Annotated in this window: 19 protein-coding genes and 1 pseudogene; 13 read left to right on the forward strand and 7 right to left on the reverse strand. The window is 66.4% G+C overall.

Annotated elements, in window-relative coordinates; translation table 11 throughout:
• Positions 1–6: 6 nt before the first annotated feature.
• The 3 genes from secG to mnmH all read left to right on the forward strand — a co-directional run bounded on the left by secG (position 7) and on the right by mnmH (position 3,764).
• Positions 7–381, forward strand: a complete 375-nt coding sequence (secG, locus tag FQK05_RS16130; protein WP_158968688.1) for a preprotein translocase subunit SecG — start codon at positions 7–9, stop codon at positions 379–381.
• Positions 382–627: 246 nt separating this feature from the next.
• The gene (locus tag FQK05_RS16135; protein ID WP_158968690.1) at positions 628–2,271 is read left to right on the forward strand and encodes a CTP synthase; all 1,644 of its coding nucleotides are present in this window, start codon (positions 628–630) and stop codon (positions 2,269–2,271) included.
• 374 nt (positions 2,272–2,645) lie between these two features.
• Positions 2,646–3,764: a tRNA 2-selenouridine(34) synthase MnmH gene (gene mnmH / locus FQK05_RS16140; protein WP_158968692.1), complete on the forward strand. Its 1,119-nt coding sequence runs from the start codon at positions 2,646–2,648 to the stop codon at positions 3,762–3,764.
• Here the strand turns inward: mnmH and selD are convergent.
• From selD to FQK05_RS16155, 3 genes are all read right to left on the reverse strand, one after another.
• Positions 3,704–5,872 carry a selenide, water dikinase SelD gene (gene selD, locus FQK05_RS16145; RefSeq protein ID WP_158968694.1) on the reverse strand — a complete coding sequence of 723 codons (2,169 nt, stop codon included), beginning with the start codon at positions 5,870–5,872 and terminating at the stop codon, positions 3,704–3,706. The two genes, mnmH and selD, sit on opposite strands and share 61 nt — an antisense overlap.
• 66 nt (positions 5,873–5,938) lie before the next feature.
• Positions 5,939–6,604, reverse strand: coding sequence for an SOS response-associated peptidase (locus FQK05_RS16150; protein WP_158968696.1), 666 nt, complete (start codon positions 6,602–6,604; stop codon positions 5,939–5,941).
• Positions 6,605–6,937: 333 nt separating this feature from the next.
• The gene (locus FQK05_RS16155; RefSeq protein WP_199252692.1) at positions 6,938–8,494 is read right to left on the reverse strand and encodes a bifunctional metallophosphatase/5'-nucleotidase; all 1,557 of its coding nucleotides are present in this window, start codon (positions 8,492–8,494) and stop codon (positions 6,938–6,940) included.
• A gap of 127 nt (positions 8,495–8,621) precedes the next feature.
• Between FQK05_RS16155 and FQK05_RS16160 the strand changes: the two genes are divergently transcribed.
• Together FQK05_RS16160 and FQK05_RS16165 are read left to right on the forward strand one after the other, a co-directional pair.
• Complete coding sequence (locus FQK05_RS16160; RefSeq protein ID WP_158968698.1) at positions 8,622–8,960, forward strand: DUF952 domain-containing protein; 339 nt, start codon at positions 8,622–8,624, stop codon at positions 8,958–8,960.
• A 1-nt stretch (position 8,961) separates the two neighbouring features.
• Positions 8,962–10,026, forward strand: a complete 1,065-nt coding sequence (locus FQK05_RS16165; RefSeq protein WP_158968700.1) for a quinone-dependent dihydroorotate dehydrogenase — start codon at positions 8,962–8,964, stop codon at positions 10,024–10,026.
• 4 nt (positions 10,027–10,030) lie between these two features.
• Here FQK05_RS16165 and FQK05_RS16170 read toward each other — a convergent pair whose 3' ends face one another.
• The 3 genes and pseudogenes from FQK05_RS16170 to FQK05_RS16180 form a co-directional block, all read right to left on the reverse strand.
• Positions 10,031–11,449 (reverse strand): MATE family efflux transporter, encoded by a 1,419-nt coding sequence (locus tag FQK05_RS16170; protein ID WP_158968702.1) that lies wholly within the window; start codon positions 11,447–11,449, stop codon positions 10,031–10,033.
• Positions 11,450–11,534: 85 nt separating this feature from the next.
• Positions 11,535–12,041, reverse strand: a pseudogene (locus FQK05_RS16175) (PaaI family thioesterase); the annotation flags it as partial.
• Positions 12,038–12,457 (reverse strand): PaaI family thioesterase, encoded by a 420-nt coding sequence (locus tag FQK05_RS16180; protein ID WP_158968706.1) that lies wholly within the window; start codon positions 12,455–12,457, stop codon positions 12,038–12,040. The gene FQK05_RS16180 and the pseudogene FQK05_RS16175, both read right to left, overlap by 4 nt.
• 201 nt (positions 12,458–12,658) lie before the next feature.
• Here FQK05_RS16180 and FQK05_RS16185 point away from each other — a divergent pair, with 201 nt between their 5' ends.
• From FQK05_RS16185 to FQK05_RS16215, 7 genes are all read left to right on the forward strand, one after another.
• Positions 12,659–13,033 (forward strand): MerR family transcriptional regulator, encoded by a 375-nt coding sequence (locus FQK05_RS16185; RefSeq protein WP_158968708.1) that lies wholly within the window; start codon positions 12,659–12,661, stop codon positions 13,031–13,033.
• 313 nt (positions 13,034–13,346) lie between these two features.
• Positions 13,347–13,757 (forward strand): MerR family transcriptional regulator, encoded by a 411-nt coding sequence (locus FQK05_RS16190; protein WP_158969243.1) that lies wholly within the window; start codon positions 13,347–13,349, stop codon positions 13,755–13,757.
• 150 nt (positions 13,758–13,907) lie between these two features.
• A complete protein-coding gene (locus FQK05_RS16195; protein WP_158968710.1) occupies positions 13,908–15,689 on the forward strand; it encodes an acyl-CoA dehydrogenase C-terminal domain-containing protein in 1,782 nt (593 codons plus the stop codon).
• Between the two features lie 335 nt (positions 15,690–16,024).
• Positions 16,025–16,663 carry a glutathione S-transferase family protein gene (locus FQK05_RS16200; protein WP_158968712.1) on the forward strand — a complete coding sequence of 213 codons (639 nt, stop codon included), beginning with the start codon at positions 16,025–16,027 and terminating at the stop codon, positions 16,661–16,663.
• 47 nt (positions 16,664–16,710) lie between these two features.
• Entirely contained in the window at positions 16,711–17,922 is a 1,212-nt protein-coding gene (locus FQK05_RS16205; RefSeq protein ID WP_158968714.1) for an acetyl-CoA C-acetyltransferase, read from the forward strand.
• On the forward strand, positions 17,922–18,392 hold the full coding sequence (locus FQK05_RS16210) for a cupin domain-containing protein (RefSeq protein ID WP_158968716.1): 471 nt from the start codon (positions 17,922–17,924) through the stop codon (positions 18,390–18,392). The genes FQK05_RS16205 and FQK05_RS16210 overlap by 1 nt, the downstream gene beginning before the upstream one ends.
• A gap of 72 nt (positions 18,393–18,464) precedes the next feature.
• Positions 18,465–20,663: a 3-hydroxyacyl-CoA dehydrogenase NAD-binding domain-containing protein gene (locus FQK05_RS16215; RefSeq protein WP_158968718.1), complete on the forward strand. Its 2,199-nt coding sequence runs from the start codon at positions 18,465–18,467 to the stop codon at positions 20,661–20,663.
• Between the two features lie 185 nt (positions 20,664–20,848).
• Here FQK05_RS16215 and FQK05_RS16220 read toward each other — a convergent pair whose 3' ends face one another.
• Positions 20,849–21,496 carry a sulfotransferase family 2 domain-containing protein gene (locus FQK05_RS16220; protein ID WP_158968720.1) on the reverse strand — a complete coding sequence of 216 codons (648 nt, stop codon included), beginning with the start codon at positions 21,494–21,496 and terminating at the stop codon, positions 20,849–20,851.
• A gap of 133 nt (positions 21,497–21,629) precedes the next feature.
• On the opposite strand from FQK05_RS16220, the gene FQK05_RS16225 reads away from it, so the two are divergent.
• On the forward strand, positions 21,630–23,255 hold the full coding sequence (locus FQK05_RS16225; RefSeq protein WP_158968722.1) for an AMP-binding protein: 1,626 nt from the start codon (positions 21,630–21,632) through the stop codon (positions 23,253–23,255).
• Positions 23,256–23,329: the final 74 nt, after the last annotated feature.

The following is a 23,329-nucleotide window of genomic DNA, read 5'->3' on the forward strand; positions in this document are numbered from 1 at the left end:
GTCCAGATGGAAAACGTCGTCCTCATCGTTCACCTGCTGCTGGCCCTCGGGCTGGTCGGCGTGGTGCTGCTGCAGCGCTCCGAAGGGGGCGGGCTGGGCATGGGATCCGGCGGTGGCGGCGGCGGTGTGATGACCGGCCGGGCCGCGGCGACCGCGCTTGGCAAGGTGACCTGGGGGCTGGCGATCGCCTTCCTCTGCACCTCGCTGACGCTGACGATCCTGGCCGCCGAAAAGGCATCGCAGGGTTCGGTCATGGACGTGATCGGCCCCGAGGACCCGACCCCCTTCGAGGCACCGGCCGTCCCCGGCCTGCCGTCCGGGTCCGACCTGCTGCCCCCGACGCCCGAAAACACCGGCTCGTCGGTCCCGCGCGCCGACTGATCCGGCGCGCCGCATTCCGAACTGTCCCGCCGGCAGCGACGCCCCTGCGCGCTGCTGCCGTCATTGTCCCGGCACGGCACTAGGTCTTGACCGACGCCGTTTCCGACCAACATCATCTTGCGTTTCTCTTGCGCTCGGGCTCCGAATAGGTTACTGATGGAGTCCCGTGACCAGCGGATTTTTTCGCCGGGCATTCATGCGAATCGCACGCCTTCGGGCGCTCATCACGGGAGGTCTCCGACCGACATGGCGCGTTTCATCTTCATCACCGGTGGTGTGGTGTCCTCGCTTGGCAAGGGGCTGGCCTCGGCCGCCCTGGGCAGTCTGCTTCAGGCCCGCGGGTTTTCCGTCCGGCTGCGCAAGCTGGACCCCTACCTCAACGTCGATCCCGGCACGATGAGCCCCTTCGAACATGGCGAGGTCTTCGTGACCGACGACGGCGCCGAGACGGACCTGGACCTGGGCCACTACGAACGCTTCACCGGCGTGGCCGCGCGGAAGACGGACTCCGTGTCCTCCGGCCGGATCTATTCCAACGTGCTGGAGAAGGAGCGCCGCGGCGACTACCTGGGCAAGACGATCCAGGTGATCCCGCACGTCACCAACGAGATCAAGGACTTCATCCACATCGGCGAGGACGAGGTCGACTTCATGCTGTGCGAGATCGGCGGCACCGTCGGCGATATCGAGGGCCTGCCCTTCTTCGAGGCGATCCGCCAGTTCAGCCAGGACATGCCGCGGGGCCAGTGCATCTTCATGCACCTGACGCTGCTGCCCTACGTCCGCGCCTCGGGCGAGCTGAAGACCAAGCCCACCCAGCACTCGGTCAAGGAACTGCGCGCCATCGGCATCGCGCCGGACATCCTGGTCTGCCGGTCGGAAATGCCGATCCCGCAGAAGGAACGCGAAAAGCTGGCGCTGTTCTGCAACGTGCGTCCGGATTCGGTGATCACCGCGCGGGACCTCGCTTCGATCTACGAGGCGCCCCTGGCCTATCACCGCGAAGGGCTGGACCAGGCGGTTCTGGATGCCTTCGGGATCAATCCGGCACCGCGGCCGCGGCTGGACCGCTGGCGCGACGTGGCCGACCGGATCCGCAACCCGGAGGGCGAGATCACCGTCGCCGTCGTCGGCAAGTACACGCAGCTGGAAGACGCCTACAAGTCCATCGCCGAGGCGCTGACCCATGGCGGCATCGCCAACCGGGTCCGGGTGAAGACCGAATGGGTCGATGCCGAGCTCTTCGAACGCGAGGATCCGGCGGCGCACCTGTCGGGCTACAACGCGATCCTGGTCCCCGGCGGCTTCGGCGAACGCGGAACCGAAGGCAAGATCCGCGCGGCCCAGTTCGCCCGCGAACACAACGTGCCCTATCTGGGCATCTGCCTCGGCATGCAGATGGCGGTGATCGAGGCGGCGCGGAACCTGGCTGGCGTCAAGAACGCGGGGTCCGAGGAATTCGACCACGAGTCGGGCGAGAAACGGTTCGAGCCGGTCGTCTATCACCTGAAGGAATGGGTGCAGGGCAACCACACGGTGGCGCGCAAGGTCGACGACGACAAGGGCGGCACGATGCGTCTGGGCGCCTATGACGCGATCCTGTCGGAAGGCAGCCGCGTGGCGCAGATCTACAATTCGACCCGGATCGAGGAACGCCATCGTCACCGCTACGAGGTCGACAACCGCTACCGCGAGGCGCTGGAAAGCGTGGGCCTGAAGTTCTCGGGCATGAGCCCGGACGGCCGCCTGCCCGAGATCGTGGAATGGTCGGATCACCCGTGGTTCGTGGGCGTGCAGTTCCACCCGGAACTGAAGTCCAAGCCCTTCGCGCCGCATCCCCTGTTCGCCGATTTCGTCCGCGCCGCGAAAGAGACCTCTCGCCTGGTCTGACATGCCGTCCCGCGGCGGGCGCATCCGCCGCGAATGTCTCCGGTTGGGTGCGTGGTCCACACGCACCTTCAGACCGGCAATGGTGCGTGGAAACCACGCACCCTACCCCGAACACCTGCCGGCAGAGCCTGGTCGTACCTGTCGGATGCCTCCGGCGGGAGTATTTGGAAAGAGAAGAAGCCAGGGGCGCCTTCCCTTTTCTTCTCTTTTCCCAAATACCTCCGGGGGAGTCCGGGCCGCAGGCTCGGACGGGGGCAGCGCCCCCCAGCCCGCCGCCACGCGATATCCCGGCCCGTAGGGTGCGTGCTCCGCACCCACCATCCCCGGAGACACGACGGCCTTCACCGCCCCCTCTGTTTCCGCTATTTACGCACATGGCCCTGACCTTCGACTCCCTTTCTGCCCTTCTGAACCACGGCTATGACTCCGTGATCGACGTGCGCAGCCCTGCCGAATTCGCCGAAGACCACGTGCCCGGCGCGATCAACCTGCCTGTCCTGGACAACGAGGAACGCGCGCGGGTCGGCACGATGTACAAGCAGGAAAGCCCGTTCAAGGCCCGGAAACTCGGCGCCGCGCTAGTCTTTCGCAACATCGCGCGCCATGTCGAGGAAACTCTGAGCATCCATGGCGGCAGCTGGCGCCCGCTGGTCTATTGCTGGCGGGGCGGTCAGCGCTCAGGCACCTTTGCCTGGACGCTGAAGGAGATCGGCTGGCGGTCCGAAGCCGTTCAGGGCGGCTACAAGACTTATCGACGGCTGGTCCACGCGATGCTTTACACCCGGCCCCTGCCCCACAGGCTCGTGGCGCTGGACGGCTATACCGGCACCGCCAAGACCGACCTGCTCCACCGGTTGCAGGCCCGCGGCGTGCAGGTGGTGGACCTGGAGGGCCTTGCCAATCACCGCGGGTCGGTTCTGGGCGACATGGGCGGCCAGCCCGACCAGAAATGGTTCGAATCCGGCCTCGCCGCCGCGCTGACAGGTATGGACCCGACCCGACCGGTCCTGGTCGAGGCCGAATCGAGCAAGATCGGCGCGCGGATCATCCCGCCGAAGCTCTGGGCCGCGATGTGCACCGCCCCGCGGATCGAGGTGACGGCCCCGCTGGACCAGCGCGCCGCCTATCTGGCGCGCGCCTATGACGACATCCTGTCCGACGCGCCGCGGTTGCATGAAACGCTGCTGCCCCTGGTCGAGCACCGCGGGCATGCGATCGTCGAAGGCTGGCTGAAGCTGATCGACGCGGGCGAGAAGCGCGCCTTTTCCGAAGCTATGGTCGTCCAGCACTATGACCCGGCCTATGACAAGTCGCGCAAGGCCGTCGGCGCGCGGGTCGCGGCGACCGTGGCCGCCGAAACGCTGGACGATGCGGGGCTGGAGACCGCCGCCGCGGGGATCGAGGCGGCGCTGGAGACGATCGACCTGACGCCTCAGACCACCGACAGAAGCGGCGGGCCCTCGACCAGCCGCCCAACCCGCGCCGCGGAATAGCCTTCGGCCCGCAGTCTGGCCACCAGCTCGTCCGCGACGACGGCCGGCACGGCGGCGAGCAGCCCGCCCGAGGTCTGCGGATCGAAGAGCAGCGCCGCCCGGCCCCTGTCCGGCAGCTGCGCCAGTTCGGGCGCCAGGGCGCGGTTTTCGTCGAAAATCGTGGACCGGACGCCCTGTTCCGTCAGCACCTCGGCCCCTGCCATCAGCGGAACGGCATCCAAAACGATCTGGGCCCCCGTCCCGCTGGCCTCGCAGATGTTCAGGAGGTGACCGGCGAAGCCGAAGCCCGTGACATCGGTCATCGCATGCGCCCCGGCCAGCAGCCGCGCCGCGGCGCCCTGCCCCTGGCACATGAGCTGCCACGCGGCCAAGACATCGGCGCCGCGGGCCGCGCCTTCCATCTCTGCCGCCATCAGGGTGCCAGAGCCCAGCGGCTTCGTCAGGATCAGTGCATCGCCCGGCTTGCCACCCGCCAGCGTGATCGGGCCCTTGGCGGCAAGGCCCGTGACAGTGAAGCCGATGGTCAGCTCGTCGCCCACGGTGGTGTGGCCGCCCACGATCTCGGCCCCTGCCTCGGCCATGACGGCGCGGGCGGCGCTCATGATCTCGGCCAGGGTGCGAGCCTGGAGCGTGTCCGACAGGCGCGGCAGGATGATCGTGGCCAGCGCCGCCTGGGGGGCAGCGCCCATTGCCCAGACATCGCCAAGCGCGTGATGCGCGGCGATGCGGGCCATCATGTACGGATCCTCGACCAGGGCGCGCAAGTGGTCGGCACTGATCACCTGCCGGGTCTGGCCCATCTGCAAAAGCGCCGCATCGTCACCCGGCAGGGTCACGATATCGTCCCGTCCCGCCAGCCGTGCCGGACCAAGGGCGGCCTGAAGGGCACGCCGGCCGACCTTGGATCCGCAGCCGCCGCAGAGCGGACGTTCGCCCAGCGCCGCCTCCACGCCCAGGGCCCGTTCGCGCGGCAGTTTCGGGGCGAGCATCCTGGGCAGGTCCCGGAACCTGTCCATGAATTTCTGGTCGATCCGGTTCTTCCAGGCCCAGATCGCCCGGCCGTGAAAGGTGCGGCCCCATTTCTCGCCCAGCGCCCGCCTGTCGCCCAGCGAGATCAGTTTCAGGTAGTCGTCCTGCGGTTTGTAGATCTTCAGCGATCCGCCCGTCAGCAGCGCCTTCAGGTTCGCCAGCAGCACCGGCGCCTGCCGCACCGCATAGACCCCGGCCTTGGGCCGCGGGGCATGGCCCATATGTGCACAGTCGCCGGTGGCGAAGATCTGGGGATCGCTGGTCTGCAGCGTCTTGCCCACGGTCAGGAAACCGTCCGTCACCTCCAGCCCCGTGGCCGCCATCCATGGATACGGCCGTGCCCCGGCCGAGCCGGTGATGAAATCGGCCTGCACGACGCGGCCATCGGCCAGGTGCAGGGCACCGGCCGCGATCCGGGTGACGGGGCTGTCGGGCAGGATCTCGACCCCGGCCTTCTCCAGTTCGTCCAGCAGGATCCGGCGCGCCGTCTCTCCCAGAACGGACAGGGGCGTGGCGCTGTCGATCAGGGTCAGGGTGGCGGTCCGGCCGGCCGACTTCAGGGCATGGGCCATGGCCAGCGCCAGTTCGGCCCCGGCGACACCGCCGCCCAGAACCGCCACGCGGGCCGGGTCGGTGTCTGACAGGTACGCCGCCCAGCGTTCCGCGAAGGGACCAAGCGGCTTGGCGGGCACGGCATGATCGGCGAAACCGGCCAGGTCGGGCATCGCCGAGGTGATGCCTACGTCGACGGAACAAAGGTCGAAGCTCACCGGCGGCCGGCCGGGGACCGAGACTGTGCGCGCGGCAAGGTCGATCCCGTCCGCCGCACCCACGATCAGGCGGGCGCCGGCGAAACGCGCCAGCCGGACAAGGTCGATGTCCAGCTCGTCCCGGCGATAATGGCCGGCGACATGGCCCGGCAGCATCCCGGAATAGGGCGCGGTGGGGCCGGGATTGATCAGCGTCAGCCGGGCCCCGGGCAAGGGGGCCATGCCCCACATCCGAAGCACCAGCGCATGGGTATGCCCGCCGCCGACAAGGACGACATCGCGGGTCTGGGGAAGCGGCGCCTGTTTCATGGCGCCTGTTCTAGCGGCCGCCGCGGCGCCGGCAATGCACGATTGCGGGTTGGGGCCGAAGGCCGCCTAGTCCTCGACCAGGCGCTCGATCAGCTGGGCCCCCGCCGCACGGTTCGAGTTGACCGCGGGATCGACCCGCCACCAGTCCAGCAGACCGGCCTTTCCGGGGTGCATCAGCCGTGCGGCGCCGCGCCCGGCCTCGCCCAGCCACATCGGCCAGTCCGCCTGTTCCACGATCATGGGCATACGCTCGTGAATCCCGGACAGGTCGGTATTCGCGGCCGTTGTGACAATGGCGCAGGTGGGTCTCGGATCGTCCCGCCCCCAGTCCTGCCATATGCCGGCAAAGATCATCGGCGCGCCGTCCTTGCGCGAGATATACCAGGGCAGCCGCACGCCTTCCGGCGTCCTGGTCCATTCATAGAAGCCGGCGGCCAGGATCAGGCAGCGCCGCTCGCGGCAGGCCAGGCGAAAGGCGGGTTTCTCGGCCACCGTCTCGGCCCGGGCGTTGATCAGCAGCGGCCCGTCGGTCGGCGACTTGTACCAGTGCGGGATGAAGCCCCAGCGCATCGGCATAAGACGCCGCCCCGAGGCGCCGCCGGTCACGACGTGGACATTGACTGTCGGACAGACATTATAATTCGGAACATCCGGCAGGTCGTTGGCGGGGCTGGCCTCGAACAGTTGCGCCATGGCATCCGGAGGCAGGGTTACGGCAAAACGACCACACATACCGTTAGGTTAACAGGGATTCCCCCCATTATGCCAGACTGCCGGACAAACAAGCTCGGGATCGTGATTTGCCCTGGCGCCGGCGCGGCCTATGGATCCGCCCGATCCGGGCCGTGGTGGATGGCTTGCATCAAGCCGCTGCAGGCGACCTGTGGACCGGCCGGCCCACAGCTTCCTCGGCCCACCCGCTGGCTTTCCCTGCCGTCCGCGGCCGGTTGGACTGGCCCGTTACGTCCGGTGGCCGAATGCCCCGGCTGACGGCACCTGCCCCCGAAACGCGAACACCCCGCGCCGTCGGGCGCGGGGTGCTGCAGATCCGAAGGACCGGATGGGTTATTTCTTGACGATCCGACCGTCGATATAGGGCGTGTACGGCCCGTTGGCGGCCAGGTACTCCGCCGTCACATCCGCCAGGTCGGGTCCGAAGTCATAGGCGTTCTGGGCATCGACGAACATCTTGTAGCCGTCGCCGCCGCCGCGGACATAGTTGTTCGACACCACGCCATAAAGCTTGTCCATCTCGATAGGGGCGCCGCCGACCATCACGTCGCTGATACGGCTGCCGACCTCGGCCGTGGGATCGAAGGCATAGCTCATGCCCGCGACCTGCGCAAAGCGGCCGGCGCCGTCTTCATACTGGCTGACGCCGTTTTCCAGGGCTGCCACCAGCGTCGCACCGGTGACCTGGAAGGTCGACAGCGTGTTCTGGAACGGCAGCACGGTCAGCACCTCGCCCATGGTGACGGGGCCCGCATCGATGGACGCCCGCAGCCCGCCGCCATTGGTGAACGCGATTTCGACCCCCTGGTCCTTCACCCGGTCCAGCATAGCGTCGGCAACAAGGTTGCCCATGGTGCATTCCGCCGCCCGGCATGACCCGCGTTCGCCATCGATGGGCGCGGCCGTTTCGGCCACGACCTTGCTGCGGATTTCGTCCAACGGCTTGGCGGCCTCGGCGATGCGGTCGACGGTGGGCGCGTCCTCGGTCACGGCGGCATCCATCAGAAGCGGCTGACCCGAAGCCGAGATGATCTTGCCGTCGTCGTCAAAGGTCACGTTCAGCTCGCCCAGGTATTTGCCATAGGCATAGGCCTGCACGATGGCGGTGTCGCCGACCATGGTCGGGTACGGCCCCTTGGCGCCGTCCATGTCCCCCAAGAGCGAATTGTCGTGGCCACCCACGATCACGTCGACGCCGGTGGTGCCGGCCGCGACTTCCTTGTCGACGTTGTAGCCCGAGTGCGACAGCACGATGATCTTGTTCACGCCTTCGGCGGTCAGCTTGTCGACCTCGCCCTGCACGGCGGCGACGGGATCGCTGAAGGTGATGTTCGGGCCGGGGCTGGCCAGTTCGTCGGTATCCTCGGGCGTCAGGCCGATCAGGCCGATCTTCTGGCCGCCCTTTTCGATGATCGTGGACTTCATCAGCTTGCCGGCCAGCGCCGGTTCGTTGCTGACATCCGCGTTCGACATCAGGACCGGGAAGTCGACCGCGGACATGAACCCGGCCAGAACCTCGGGGCCATCGTCGAATTCGTGGTTGCCCACGGTCATCGCGTCATAGCCTTCCTTGTTCATCATCTCGGCGGCCAGCTTGCCCTTGTAATAGGTATAGAACAGCGTGCCCTGGAACTGGTCGCCGCCGTCGACCAGGATGGAATTCCCGGCCCGCGCCCGTGCGTCTGTGATCGCGGTAACCAGCCGGGCTGACCCGCCGAAACACTTGCCTTCGGTGTTGTCCTCGGCCGAACAGCCGCTGTCGTACTTGCTGATCGGCTCGAACCGCGAATGGAAATCGTTGGTATGCAGGATCGTCAAATTGTACTCGGCAGCCGCGGCGCCGGCAGACAGCGCCAGTGCGGCAGCGGACAGGAAAAACCGGGTCAACATGAAAGTGCTCCCTGATGATTGATCCCGCGATGCTGCGATGCCGCGCGCAGGTTGTCAAAGTGTCTTGCTACGTCACGGGCACGGGAATCCGCTTGCGCACTGCGCCGCAACGCGGCATCTGACGCGCATGCTGATCTACAAGATTTTCCGGGCCGACGAATGGGCGGCCTTTGACCGCGCAGGCGAGACGCTGGGCGCCCCCGTGGACCTGGAAGACGGGTACATCCACTTTTCCACGGCCGAACAGGTCGCCGGGACCGCCGCCAAGCATTTCGCGGGCGAAGACGGCTTGGTGCTGCTGGCCTGCAAGGTCCGCCCCTTCGGCGACAAGCTGAAGTGGGAAACCTCGCGCGGGGATGCGCTGTTCCCCCATCTTTACGCACCACTGAAGCGCGAGGACGTGGCCTGGTGCCGCCCCGTGCCGCTGGAAGCCGGCCGCCACGTCTTCCCGGCCGAGATGGCCTGACATGAGCACGGGTGTCGAACGGTTCGGGCTGAAGACCCTGCACAAACTCGATCCCGAAACGGCGCATGGGCTGGCGCTGAAGGCGCTTCGCCTCCGGCTGGTGCGCCTGCCTGGCAAGCTGACCACGCCCCGGCTTCAGGTGAAGCTGGCAGGGCTTGACCTGCCGAACCCGGTCGGACTGGCCGCGGGCTTCGACAAGAATGCCGTGGCGCTGGCGCCACTGGGCCAGGCCGGTTTCGGCTTTGTCGAGGTGGGCGCGGTCACGCCCCGCCCGCAGCCCGGCAATCCGAAGCCGCGGCTGTTCCGCCTGACCGAAGATCAGGCCGCGATCAACCGCTTCGGCTTCAACAACGACGGCATGGCCATCGTCGCCGCACGGCTGGCCCGCCGGCGCAAGCACTGGGGCATCGTCGGCCTCAACCTGGGCGCCAACAAGGACAGCGAAGACCGCGCCGGCGATTTCGCCCGGGTCCTGGCGACCTGCGGCCGGCATGTCGACTTCGCGACCGTCAACGTGTCGTCGCCCAATACCGAAAGGCTGCGCGACCTGCAGGGCAAGGCGGCCCTGTCTGCGCTGCTGACGCGGGTGATGGATGCCCGCGCCGCCCTGCCCGTCCATATCCCGGTCTTCCTGAAGATCTCTCCCGACCTGACCCTGGACGAGATCGGCGATATCGCCGACGTCGCCCTGGAACAGAAGCTGGACGGGATCATCGCCACCAACACGACCCTGTCGCGCGAAGGGCTGAAAAGCCCGCAGGCGGCCGAGGCCGGCGGGATTTCCGGCGCGCCGCTTTTCGACAAGTCCACCCGGGTCCTGGCGATGCTGCATGCCGAAACCGGGGGCAGGATCCCGCTGATCGGTGTCGGCGGCGTCCGGTCGGCCGAAGACGCCTATGCCAAGATCCGCGCCGGGGCGACCGCCGTTCAGGTCTATACCGCCATGGTCTTCGAAGGCATGTCGCTGATCCCCCGCATCGTCGAGGGACTGGACAAGCTGCTGGAGCGGGACGGCTTTTCATCCCTGACGCAGGCGCGGGGCGTGGACCGGAACCTCTGGCTGTAAGGCCTCAGGCGGGGCGTTCGGCCTCCGCCTCCAGCGCGGGATAGCGCAAGGCCAGCGTGATGCCACGCGCCACGAAGGAAATCAGCAACGAGATCCAGAGCCCGTGCGCGCCCATGAGTGGGACAAGGATCGCTGCGGAGATCGCGTAGATGGCCAGGCTGATCACCATCATGTTGCGCATGTCGCGGGTGCGGGTCGCGCCGATGAAAATGCCGTCGAACATCCACGCCGCCGTCCCCAGCACCGGCGCCAGCACCATGTAGACCAGGTATTCCCGGGCCGTATCGCGGACCGGCTGGGACGTGGTCAGGATGTCGATCACCGGCCCGCCCGCCAGGGCATAGGTGATCATCAGCACAACGCCGATCCCGAAGCCCCAGATGCTGGTCACCACCGCCGCGCGGCGCAGCGTCGCCCGCTGCCGTGCGCCAAGCGCCTGGCCCACCAGCGCCTCTGCCGCAAAGGCAAAGCCGTCCATGGCGAAGGCGGTGGTCATCAGGAATTGCAGCAGCACCTGGTTGGCCGCCAGCACAACGTCGCCCATGCCGCCGGTGACGAAGAGGAACGACACGAAGGTCGCCTCGAGCAGCAGCGACCGGATCAGGATGTCGGTGTTGACCGACAGCATGTGCTTCAGCCGTGCGGCAGCAAAGACCACAGGCCAGTTGCGCCAGTCGGGCACGTTGAAGGCCCCGCGGCAGAACCACAGGCCCAGGGCCAGCCCGGTCCATTCCGACAGGAATGTGGCAAAGGCCACCCCGTTGACACCCCAGCCCAGGCCCAGCACGAACCACAGGTCCAGACCCATGTTCATGCCGTTCATCCAGACCTGGATCACCAGCACCTCGCGCGTGCGTTCCTGTGCGATCAGCCAGCCTGTGATGCCGTAGATCGCGATTGCCGCGGGCGAGGACCAGATCCGGATCCCCATGTAGGACCGCGCCAGGGCCTCGACCTCGGGCGACGATGGCGACATCTTCAGCGCAAGCCAGAACAGCGGCCCCTGCAGCAGGATCAGCGCCAGCCCGGCTGTGGCACCGATCAGCAGGGCCCGGGTCAGAAGTGCCGCGACCTCACCCTTGTCGCCGGCGCCCAGGGCCTGGCCGGTCAGCCCGACCGTGCCCATCCGCAAGAAGCCGAAGATCCAGTAGATCGTGGTCAGGATGATCGCGCCGATCCCCACGGCGCCGATGGGCGCGGCCAGCCCCATCTGCCCCACGACGCCGGTGTCGACAGTGCCCAGGATCGGCACGGTGGCATTCGAGATGACGATGGGCAGCGCGATCTTCAGCACCCGCCGGTGGGTGATGTCGCCCGGCCCGGTGATCCGACCGCCGCCCGGCGCCTCCTCGATGGTCGAGGCTTCAGCAGCCAGCGAGGCCGCGCCCGACGGGACCTGCCCGTCCAAGAATTTGTCAGTCATCCGAGGTCTGACGCCCCGTATTCGGCGCCTCTTCCGCCAGCTTGGCAAAGAGGTTCGGCCGCGGCACGTCCGGGCTGACGCCGCTGTCGGTCCGCTCAGGCATCAGGAAATGGCCCGTGGCCTGCGCGAACAGCCGTTCGCGGTTGTCCTGCCAGGCTTCGACATGAACCGACGCATAGCGCCGGCCCAGCCGGTCGATCCGCGCCCTTGCATAGGCATCCCGGGGAAGACCCGACCGCAGGTAGTCGACCGTCATGTCGATGGTCTTGGGCAGCCGCGGCAGGTCGCCCGCCTGCAACTGCGCCAGGTCGATGGCGCCGCTTTCCACATCCGCCCAAAGATGCGTCCAGCTAAGCGAGATCATCGCCGTGACCTCCAGAAAGGCCGCCGTGGCCCCGCCATGCAGCGCCGGCAGCCAGGGGTTGCCGATCAGCCCGTCCCGGAAATGCAGGACACCGGTCAGTTCGTCGCCGCGGCGGTCGAAGGTGATGCCCAGGTAACCGGCATAGGGCACGCCTTCGACCAGCGCCGACAGTGCGGCATCCCGGCGCTGCTTGACCACCTGAACGGGTTCGGGGCGCTTGGCATTCATTTCGCGGGCTCCACAGTGAAGGTGCCGGTGGCGGTGGCCAACGGCGTCTCGCGGTCGTCGTCATAGGCCAGGGCTCGCACGAAGGCGACGCTGCGGGTCGCGTGATAGCAGGTGGCCTTGACCGTGATTTCCTGCCCCGGGGCGGCGCCCCGCAGGTGGTCGATGCGCAGACCGATGGTCGCCGTGCCGCCGCCGCCGGCCGGGTGGCACAGCACGGCCGCGCCGCAGCAGCTGTCCATCAGGGCCGTCAGCGCGCCGCCATGGATCACGCCGGTCCTTGGGTCGCCGATCAGGCGGGGATCGTAGGGCAAGGCCATTTCGGCCCAGCCTTCGCCGATCTCGATGAACCGCATGTTCATGTCCCGGCAATGGGCAATGGCGTCGATATAGCTCTTGGCGAACTGGTCCTTGTCCATGGTCCCGTGTCCCTTCGCGGCCGGCCTGGGCATTCCTGTCCCCTGCTTTATGCAAGCCGGATGTCACGGCGGCAAGGCCGGCCCCCCATACCGTCAGGAAGGGAAGGCCCCGTGCCCTTCGGCCCGCATCCCTTGCGCCGGCGATGTTGCACAGCCCGCCGCAAGCGCATAGGTTCCCCGCGAAGACCGGAGGGGGCAGACATGTCGGATACACGCCTGACATTCAAGGAAATGTGCGCCGAGTTCGACGTGACGCCGCGCACCCTGCGGTATTACGAATATATCGAGCTTCTGAGCCCCGACCGCGAGGGCCGCTCGCGCTTTTATGGCGCCCGCGACCGGGTCCGGATGAAGCTGATCCTGCGGGGCCGCAGGTTCGGCTTCCAGCTGGAAGAGATCCGGCAGTGGCTGGAAATCTACGAGAAGCAGGGAAACAAGGCCCAGGCCGAAGCCTTCCTTGAAATGGCCGACCGTCAGCTTGTGGCCCTGGACGAACAGCGCCAGCAACTGGTCGAGGCCATCGCCGAACTGGGCGAAACCCGGGCCGAAATCGCCAGGACGCTTTCCGACAGCTGATCTTCACGATGCCCGAAGTTGACGCAACGTACAAGTTACGTAAACGTCAAAGCTGTGTTTGACTGCCGCCAGAACGAAGAACAGATTCGCGAAATTGATGACCGATAGAAACTATGCACACCAAGACGCCCACGCCGGATCGGCTGCGGGCAACACCGGCAACGCAGATTCCGAACGGACCATGAGCGAGCTGACCTCCATCCCCGGGTTCTTTTCCGACGACGGGGACGACCGCCGGAACGCCGCCGGCGTGGCCGCTGGTCATGACGGTTCGTCCTTCGACGATGGCAACGACGACACGCCCGGCGACCTGATGACCATCCGCGAAATGAGCGATGCCTTCGAGGTCACCCCGCGCACCCTGCGTTTCTATGAAGCGAAGGAACTGCTGTTCCCGATCCGCAAAGGCCAGAAGCGGCTGTTCACCCGCCGCGACCGTGCCCGGCTCAAGCTGATCCTGCGCGGCAAGCGGTTTGGTTTCCGCCTGGAAGAGATCCGGCAGCTGCTGGAACTCTATCACATGGGCGACCAGCAGCTGACCCAGCTGTCGCGGACCCACCGGATCGGCCTGGAACGGCTGGCGGACATGGAACGCCAGCGGGACGACCTTAATCGCACCATTGCCGACCTGAAGGAACAACTGGCATGGGGCGAACGCATGATCGCGACGCTCAGCGCCCGCCAGACCGACGACAGCGACGCCCGGGACCCGGACGTCTCGTGACCCGACCGAAACGCGGGCCGTGATCCCACGGCCCCCTGAATGACGTCAGTGCGGGGCCCGGCCCCCGCGCGACAGAATCTCTGTCTTGAAATCCGGCACGGTTGTGCTGACCCGCCGGAACTCGCCCGCAAGTCACGGAGGAGTGACCGCATGCCCCGCTATACCGCCCCCACCAAGGACACCCAGTTCCTTCTGCACGATGTGCTGAAGATCTCGGCCTCGGACATTCCCGGCTATGCCGATCTTGAGCCCGATTTCACCGCCGCCATCCTGGAAGAGGCCGGCAAGCTGGCATCCGAAGTGATGCAGCCGCTGAACACCGTGGGCGATGTCGAAGGCTGCACCCTGGAAAACGGCGTGGTCCGAACGCCCGAAGGGTTCAAGGCAGCCTTCGAGCAGATGAAGGAAGGGGGCTGGTCCGGCATCGATTTCCCGGAAGAATTCGGCGGTCAGAACCTGCCCCACGTGGTCAGCTCTGCCATCGGCGAATATTTCTCGGCCGCCAACCAGGCCTTCACCATGTACCAGGGTCTGACCCATGGCGCGGCCTCGGCCATCCTGGCGCATGGCTCGGACGAACAGAAGCAGACCTACCTGCCCAAGATGGTGTCCTGCGACTGGACCGGCACCATGAACCTGACGGAACCGCATTGCGGCACCGATCTGGGCATGATGCGTACCAAGGCCGAGCCGCAGGGTGACGGGTCCTACAAGATCACCGGCCAGAAGATCTTCATCTCGGCCGGCGAACACGACCTGGCCGACAACATCATCCACCTGGTGCTGGCCAAGATTCCCGGCGGCCCCGAAGGCATCAAGGGCGTGTCTCTCTTCATCGTGCCGAAGTTCCTCGTGAACGAGGACGGCTCGCTTGGCGCCCGCAACGGCGTGAGCTGCGGCAAGATCGAAGAGAAGATGGGCATCCACGGCAATGCCACCTGCGTCATGAACTATGACGGCGCGACCGGCTGGCTTCTGGGCGAGGCCCACAAGGGCATGCGCGCCATGTTCACCATGATGAACGAGGCCCGCCTGGGCGTCGGCATGCAGGGCCTGTCGCAAGCGGATGCCGCCTATCAGAACGCCGTCGACTACGCCAAGGACCGGCTGCAGGGCCGCGACGTGACCGGCGCCAAGAACCCGGACGGCCCGGCCGATCCGATCATCGTCCACCCGGACGTCCGCCGCGCGCTGATGGACCAAAAGAGCTTTGCCGAGGGCGCGCGTGCCTTCGTGCTCTGGGGTGCCACGATGATCGACAAGGCGGTGCGCACGGGCGACAAGGACGCGGACGGACTGATCTCGCTCCTGACGCCGGTGATCAAGGGCTTCCTGACCGACCAGGGCTACGACATGACCGTGAAGGCCCAGCAGGTCTATGGCGGCCACGGCTACATCGAGGAATGGGGCATGTCGCAATATACCCGCGACGCCCGCATCGCGATGATCTACGAGGGCGCAAACGGCATCCAGGCGCTGGACCTCGTGGGCCGCAAGCTGGCCTCGGACGGAGGCAAGCACGTGATGGCGTTCTTCGACCTGGTGAAAAGCTTCATCAAGGACAATGCCGGCAGCGACGAGTCCTATGACAAGGCGTTCCTGGACCCGCTGAAGGCGGCGTCGAAGGACCTGCAGTCGGCCGGCATGTACTTCATGCAGAACGGCATGACCAACCCGAACAACGCGCTGTCGGGGTCCTATGACTTCATGCACATGTTCGGCCATGTCTGCCTGGGCCTGATGTGGGCCCAGATCGCCAAGGCGGCCAAGGCTGCCCTGGATGCCGGCACCGGCGACACCGCGTTCTACGAGACCAAGATCGCAACCGGCCGCTACTACATGGCGCGCCAGTTGCCGGCCACCGCGCTGCACCTGGCCCGGATCCAGACCGGTGCCGACACAGTCATGGCGCTGGACGCGGCCAACTTCTGAAATGGTCAGGCACGATCGGTCGGGACATGTTCCTGACCGGTCCTCGTCCGCGGCCCGGCGGATGCCTCCGGCGGGAGGTATTTGGAAAGAGAAGAAGCCGCGAAGCTTTTTCGGGGCCGTCCACCCCGCCGCCGAAGCGCGATCTCGCTAGGCGGCACTGGCGCGGGCGGCGGGGCTTCTCCTCTTGCGGTCATCGGCGCTCCCGCCTGTACCGCGGCGCCAGTGAAACACCGTTAACGTTAATGTGGGGTTACCAGGACAGGCACTTTGGGGTTTCTTCTCTTTGAAAATACTCCGATCCGACATCGGATCCTTGCGCCTGAGGAGGCCAGTACATGACCATCAAGCTCTACTGTTTCGGCGAAAGCGGACATTCCTACAAGGTGGCCCTAGGGCTGGCCCTGGCCGGGCTTGAATGGGAGCCCGTCTATGTCGATTTCTTCAAGGGCGAAACGCGGTCGCCCGAGTACCGTGAGGCCGTCAACGAGATGGGCGAATGCCCGGTGCTGGTCGACGGCGACCTGACGTTGACACAGTCCGGCGTGATCCTGGATTACATCGCAGAGAAGACGGGCAAGTTCGGCGGCAGGGACAAGGCCCAAGAACGCGAGATCCTGCGCTGGGTGCTGTGGGACAACAACAAGTTTTCTGCCATGATCGGGCCCACCCGTTTCATCATGAACTTCCTGCCCGAGGCGAACCGGTCGAAGGACGTGATCGGTTTCCTGCAGGGGCGCAATGCGGGCGCCTATGCGATCCTGGAAAAACACCTGGAGGGGCGCGACTGGATCGTGGGCGACGGGATTACCGCGGCCGACCTGTCCTGCTGCTGTTACCTGTACTACCCCGAACCCTTCGCTTTCGACCGCAAGGATTTCCCCAATATCGACGCCTGGCTGGACCGTATCTCGGCCCTGCCCGGCTGGAAGCACCCATATGACCTGATGCCCGGCAATCCGTCGGATCGGGCCTGACGACCGCCGCGTTCCCCGCGGCGACAACGAGAGAGAGGACGGACTCCATGACCGATGCCTATATCTACGACGCCATCCGCTCGCCGCGGGGCAAGGGTCGCAAGGACGGCGCGCTGCACGAGGTGACGGCGCTGCGCCTGTCGGCACAGATCCTGAACGCCATCAAGGAGCGCAACAACCTGGACGGCCACGCCGTCGAGGACGTGATCTGGGGCAATGTCACCCAGGTCATGGAACAGGGCGGCTGCCTGGCACGGACCGCCGTGCTGGCCTCGGACCTGGACGAACGGATCCCGGGTCTGGCGATCAACCGCTTCTGTGCGTCCGGCATGGAAGCCGTGAACCTGGCCGCGAACCAGGTCAAGGGCGGCGCGGGCCAGGCGTACATCGCCGGCGGGGTCGAGATGATGGGCCGTGTCGCCATGGGGTCGGACGGGGCGGCCATTGCCGTCGATCCCACGGTCGCCATGAAGACCTATTTCGTGCCGCAGGGCATTTCGGCCGACATCATCGCGACCGAATACGGGTTCACCCGCGACCAGGTCGACGCGCTGGCGGTCGAAAGCCAGAGGCGCGCCAAAGCCGCCTGGGACGACAACCGGTTCGAGAAATCCGTCGTCGCCATCAAGGACCAGAACGGCCTGCCGATCCTGACGCGTGACGAATACATGCGCCCCGGCACCGACATGCAGAGCCTGGGAGCGCTCAACCCGTCCTTCCAGATGATGGGCGAGCAGATGCCGGGCTTCGACAAGGTCGCCCTGCTGAAATACCCGCACCTGGAAAAGATCAACCACGTGCACCATGCCGGCAATTCGTCGGGCATCGTCGACGGTTCGGCCGCCGTGCTGATCGGCAACAAGGAATTCGGCGAGGCCTATGGGCTGAAGCCCCGCGCGCGGATCAAGGCCACCTGCAAGATCGGCACCGATCCCACGATCATGCTGACGGGCCCCGTCCCCGCCACCCAGAAGATCCTGGCGGATAGCGGCATGGCCATCGGGGACATCGACCTTTTCGAGGTGAACGAGGCGTTTTCGTCGGTCGTGCTGCGCTTCATGCAGGCCTTCGATGTCGACCATGACAGGGTCAACGTGAACGGCGGTGCCATCGCAATGGGGCACCCGCTGGGCGCCACCGGCGCAATGATCATCGGCACGCTGCTGGACGAACTGGAGCGGACCGACAAAGAAACCGGCCTGGCCACGCTCTGCGTCGCTTCGGGCATGGGTGCGGCCACGATCATCGAGCGCGTCTGATGGGCAAACTCGATCTCAGCCGGATCGAACCCAGGACGGGCTCCTCCTACCCCGCGCGCTTTGCCGAGGGGTTTGAGGGCCGGACAGTTCTGGGCGTCGGTGCAGCCTCTGGTATCACCCAGTTCGGCGCCAATATCGTCACGCTGGCACCCGGGGTCCAGTCGTCCTTGCGCCATTGGCACATGGAGCAAGACGAATTCCTGATCGTGCTGACGGGCGAGTTGGTGCTGATCATGGACGGTGGCGAAACGCCGATGCGTCCGGGCGATTGCGCGGGCTTTCCGGCCGGGGTCGAGGACGGGCATTGCCTGGTCAACCGGTCGGAGGCGCCGGCAAGCTTCTTCGTCGTCGGCACCAACACCCCGACCGAGACTGTCTATTACTCCGACATCGACATGATGGTGGCGAATATCGACGGCAAAGGCAGTTACGCGCGGAAGGACGGCAGCCCGTTCGAGAATCCGAACTGACATCACAGATTATCGCCGGGGCCTGTCCGGACCCGGTTACAGTTTGAGTTTCCCATGAAAGGGAGAGAGCAAATGACCGATTTTACCATGCAGAAAGGCGACGATGGCGTCGCCGTGATCACCTGGGACGTTCCCGGCAAGTCGATGAACGTGATGAGCTTCGACGGCCTGGAAGAGCTGAGCGCCTGTGTCGACGACGCGCTGGCCGACGACGCCGTGAAGGGCATCGTCATCACCTCCGGCAAGGACGGCAGCTTTGCCGGCGGCATGGACCTGAACCAGCTGGGCCGCGCCCGGGAACTGGCCGGCGACAACCCGGCCCAGGGCCTGTTCGACGCGATCATGAACATGCACAAGGTGCTGCGGAAGATCGAACTGGCCGGCATGGACCCCAAGTCCAAGAAGGGCGGCAAACCGATTGCGGCCGTCCTGCCCGGAACGGCGGCCGGCATCGGATACGAACTGCCGCTGGCCTGCCACAGGATCTTTGCCGCCAACAACCCCAAGGCCCGGATCGGCCTGCCGGAGGTCCTGGTGGGCCTCTTTCCCGGGGCCGGCGGCACCACCCGCCTGATCCGCAAGTTCGGGGTCATGGGCGCATCGGAATACCTGCTGCAGTCCAAGATGCTGGCGCCCGACAAGGCCAAGAAGGCCGGTCTGATCGACGAAGTTTCGGACGATCCGATGGCCGATGCCAAGGCCTGGGTCCTGTCCGCCAAGGATGCGGACCTGGTGAAGCCGTGGGACGCCAAGGGCTACAAGATGCCCGGCGGTGCGCCCTATCAACCGGCAGGTTTCATGACCTTCGTCGGCGCCTCGGCCATGGTGCACGGACAGACCCAAGGGGCCTATCCGGCACCGAAGGCGCTGCTGTCGGCCGTCTATGAAGGCGCGCTGGTCGATTTCGACACCGCGCTCCGGATCGAGGCGCGCTGGTTCACCAATGTGCTGATGAACCCGTCGTCGGGGGCGATGGTGCGCTCGCTCTTCCTGAACAAGGAAGCGCTGGAAAAGGGCGCCGTGCGTCCCGCCGGCGTGGCGGACCAGCGGGTCAAGACGCTGGGCGTGCTGGGCGCAGGCATGATGGGCGCAGGCATCGCGCTGGTGTCGGCCCAGGCGGGGATCGACGTGATCCTGATCGACCGCGACCAGGAAGCGGCCGACCGCGGCAAGGGCTATGCCGAAAGCTACATGGACAAGGGCATCCAGCGCGGCAAGGCCACCGAAGAGAAGAAGGCGGCGCTTCTGTCCAAGATCACGGCCACGCCGGACCTGGACGCGCTTAAGGGCTGCGACCTGATCATCGAGGCCGTGTTCGAGGATCCGGGCGTCAAGGCCGAGATGACGAAGAAGGTCGAGGCGATCATTCCGGAGGACTGCATCTTTGCCTCCAATACCTCGACCCTGCCGATCACGGGCCTGGCCAAGGCGTCGGTGCGGCCGGAGCAGTTCATCGGCATCCACTTCTTTTCACCCGTCGAACGCATGGCGCTGGTCGAGATCATCAAGGGCAAGGAAACCGGCGACCGGGCCGTGGCCAAGGCGCTGGATTACGTGCGCCAGATCCGCAAGACGCCGATCGTGGTCAACGACGAACGGTTCTTCTATGCCAACCGTTGCATCATCCCTTACGTGAACGAAGGCGCCCGGATGGTGACGGAAGGGGTCGCTCCGCAGCTGATCGACCACGCGGCGGCGCAGCTGGGTTTCCCCGTGGGGCCGCTGCAGCTGACCGACGAGACCTCGATCGAGCTGGGCGCCAAGATCGCGCGCGCGACCAAGGCCGCGATGGGGAACGCCTATCCGGCGTCGCCGGTCGACGACCTGCTGTTCTGGATGGAGGATCTGGGCCGCCTGGGCCGCAAGGCCAAGGCCGGGTTCTTCAACTACGACGAAAAGGGCAAACGGCTGGATTACTGGAAGGGCATCCAGGACAGGTTCCCCGAAGCCGAGGACCAGCCCGAACTGCGTGACGTCCAGCACCGGCTGATGTTCAGCCAGGTCCTGGAAGCGGTCCGCGCGCTGGAAGAAGGCGTCCTGATGGACATCCGCGAAGGCGACGTGGGCGCGATCCTGGGCTGGGGCTTCGCGCCCTGGTCGGGCGGCCCGTTCTCGTGGCTGGACATCGTCGGCGCCGACTTCGCGGCCAGGCGCTGCGACGAGCTGACGGCAGCCTATGGCGAGCGCTTCGCCTGCCCGCCCCTGCTGCGCGAGATGGCGGAGAAGGGCGAGACCTTCTATGGCCGTTTCGGGATGAAGGACGCGGCCTGACCGCAGGGTGGGTTTTACCCCGCCTTTTCGAACGACGTGGCGTGGCCGCGGGGTGAGCCCCGCCCTACGCTGACGTTCTGGCGGAGCCCCCGGTGTCGATGTTGCCGGGGGCTCTGCCCCACCGGTCCCTGCGGGACCGGTTCCCCGAGGTATTTGAAGACCAAAGAAGTGGCAGGCGCGCCCGGTCAGTCGAAGGTGTAGCCGAAGCGGGCGATGTCGGTGGCGCAGGCCGATGCGATGGCGGCCGCGGCTGCGTCGGAGTAGTAGGCCCGGTAGTCGGCGTGCCGGTCCGAGGCATTGGCCCGGGGCAGATCCAGGCGGAAGCCCAGATGAGCCCAGAGGGGGGCTGCGTCCTCCTCCAGATGTTCGATCCTTATGTAGGCCGCGCATTGTTCTGACCCGTCGATGCGGCGCATGTAGGCGACCGCGGGCGATCCGGCCAGCGTGGCGCGCGTGTGCGGATGCAGGACGAAGGCTTCGAAATCCAGTTGCTGTGCCAGCCGCACGGCCTCGTGCGTGAAGGTCTGTCCCTTCAGCCAGTGGTAATAGCTGACGGTCCGGTCCCAGGGATTGCGGACCAGCGTGAAGGCGAAGAGGCGCTCCAGCTCTCCCGGTTTCAGCAGGCCGCCGATATCGGACAGGCGGCTGTGCTTCCACAGGCGGCCCGTGGTCGCCAGCCCTTTCAGCCGCCGCTTGCGCCGGCGCGCCTTCGGCGTGTCGCCGACCAGGATGTCGTCCTTCATCGCGCGTGCCTCCAGCGCCAGCGCCATCGCGGTGCCGGCGGTTTTCGGGATGTGGACGAAGACATAGCCGCGGCCGGGCGAGACGATCATGCCCCGACCCTAGCCCCTGCGACATGCGGCCGCCAGCGGCTGCAGGATATGCAATGGTATGCACTTCTCATTGCCCGCGCCCCGTCGCATAGTCGCGCCGACCCGTTTTTTCTTATGGCATGGAGGATCCCTCATGGGCTGGCTGGCAGACGAGACCGGACTTGAGCGCAACCCTGCAAACTATGTTCCGCTGACGCCGCTGTCCGGTCTGCAGCGGGCCGCGCATGTCTTCGCGGCCGAGACCGCCGTGGTCTATGGCACGCACCGCAAGACCTATGCCGAATATTATGACCGCTGCACCCGGGCCGCGTCCGCGTTGGCCGCGATGGGCGTGGAACCCGGTGATGTGGTTGCCACGATCCTGCCCAACATCCCCGCCCAGGCCGAGGCTCATTTTGCCGTGCCCGCCACAGGCGCGATCCTGAACACGATCAACACCCGCCTCGATGTCGGCACGGTGACCTATATCCTGGAACATGGCGGCGCCAAGGTGGTGCTGGTCGACACCCAGTTCCTGGCCCTGGCCGAGGCCGCGATCGAGGCGATGGAAGGCGACGGCCCGCTGGTGATCGAGGTGCCCGACGAACAGGCGGGCTTCCTCCCGTCCGGGCGCTATCCGGCCTACGAGACCGTCATCGGCAATGCGCGGCACGATTTCGACTGGATCCTGCCCAAGGACGAATGGGAATCCATCGCGCTGAACTATACCTCGGGCACCACCGGCCGGCCCAAGGGCGTGGTCTATCACCATCGCGGCGCCTATCTGAACGCCATCGGCCAGGTGATCAGCTGGCGGATGCAGTTGCGGCCGACCTATCTGACCATCGTACCGCTGTTCCACTGCAACGGCTGGTGCCACACCTGGCTGATGCCGATGGTCGGCGGGACCCTGGTCTGCTGCCGCGACATCACGGCCCCGGCCGTGTTCAACGCCATCGCGGACGAGGGCGTGACCCATTTCGGCGGCGCGCCCATCGTGCTGAACATGCTGGTCAACGCGCCGGAGGAGGAACGCCGCAGCTTCGACCACGTGGTCGAGGTCTTCACCGCCGGCGCGCCCCCTGCCCCGGCGACGCTTGCCAAGATCGAGCCGATGGGCTTTCACGTGACCCAGGTCTACGGTCTGACCGAATGCTACGGTCCCGCGACCGAATGCATGTGGGGCCACCAGTGGGCCCACTTGGAAGGCGACGACCGGGCGAAGATCAAGGCACGCCAGGGTGTCGCCATGCCCCAGTTCGAACATGTCACCGTCATGGATGCCGAGATGGCACAGGTCCCGATGGACAGCCGCCACCAGGGCGAAATCATGATCCGCGGCAATGCCGTCATGAAGGGGTACCTGAAGAACCCCGAAGCCACGTCCGAGGCCTTTGCCGGCGGGTATTTCCATTCGGGCGATATCGCGGTGCAGCATCCCGACGGCTATATCCAGATCGCCGACCGGGCCAAGGATATCATCATCTCGGGGGGCGAGAACATCTCCTCGGTCGAGGTGGAAGGCGTGCTGATGGCGCACCCGGACGTGCTGCTGGCCGCCGTTGTGGCGAAGCCGGACGAGAAATGGGGCGAGGTGCCTTGTGCCTTCGTCGAGCTGAAGGCCGGGGCCGAGGCGGACGAGGCCGGGCTGATCGCCTTTACCCGGCAGACGCTGGCGGGCTTCAAGACGCCCAAGGCGGTGGTCTTCCAGGAATTGCCCAAGACCTCGACCGGCAAGATCCAGAAGTTCGAGCTGCGCAAGGTTGCGGCGACGCTCTGACGGTCTGCCGGACGGACCACCGCGCCGCGCCCCCGGGTCGGACGGCAGAACCCGCAGGAGCCTGCCGGGCTGGG

It is taken from the genome of Chachezhania sediminis (genome assembly GCF_009765275.1).
GTDB lineage: Bacteria > Pseudomonadota > Alphaproteobacteria > Rhodobacterales > Rhodobacteraceae > Chachezhania > Chachezhania sediminis.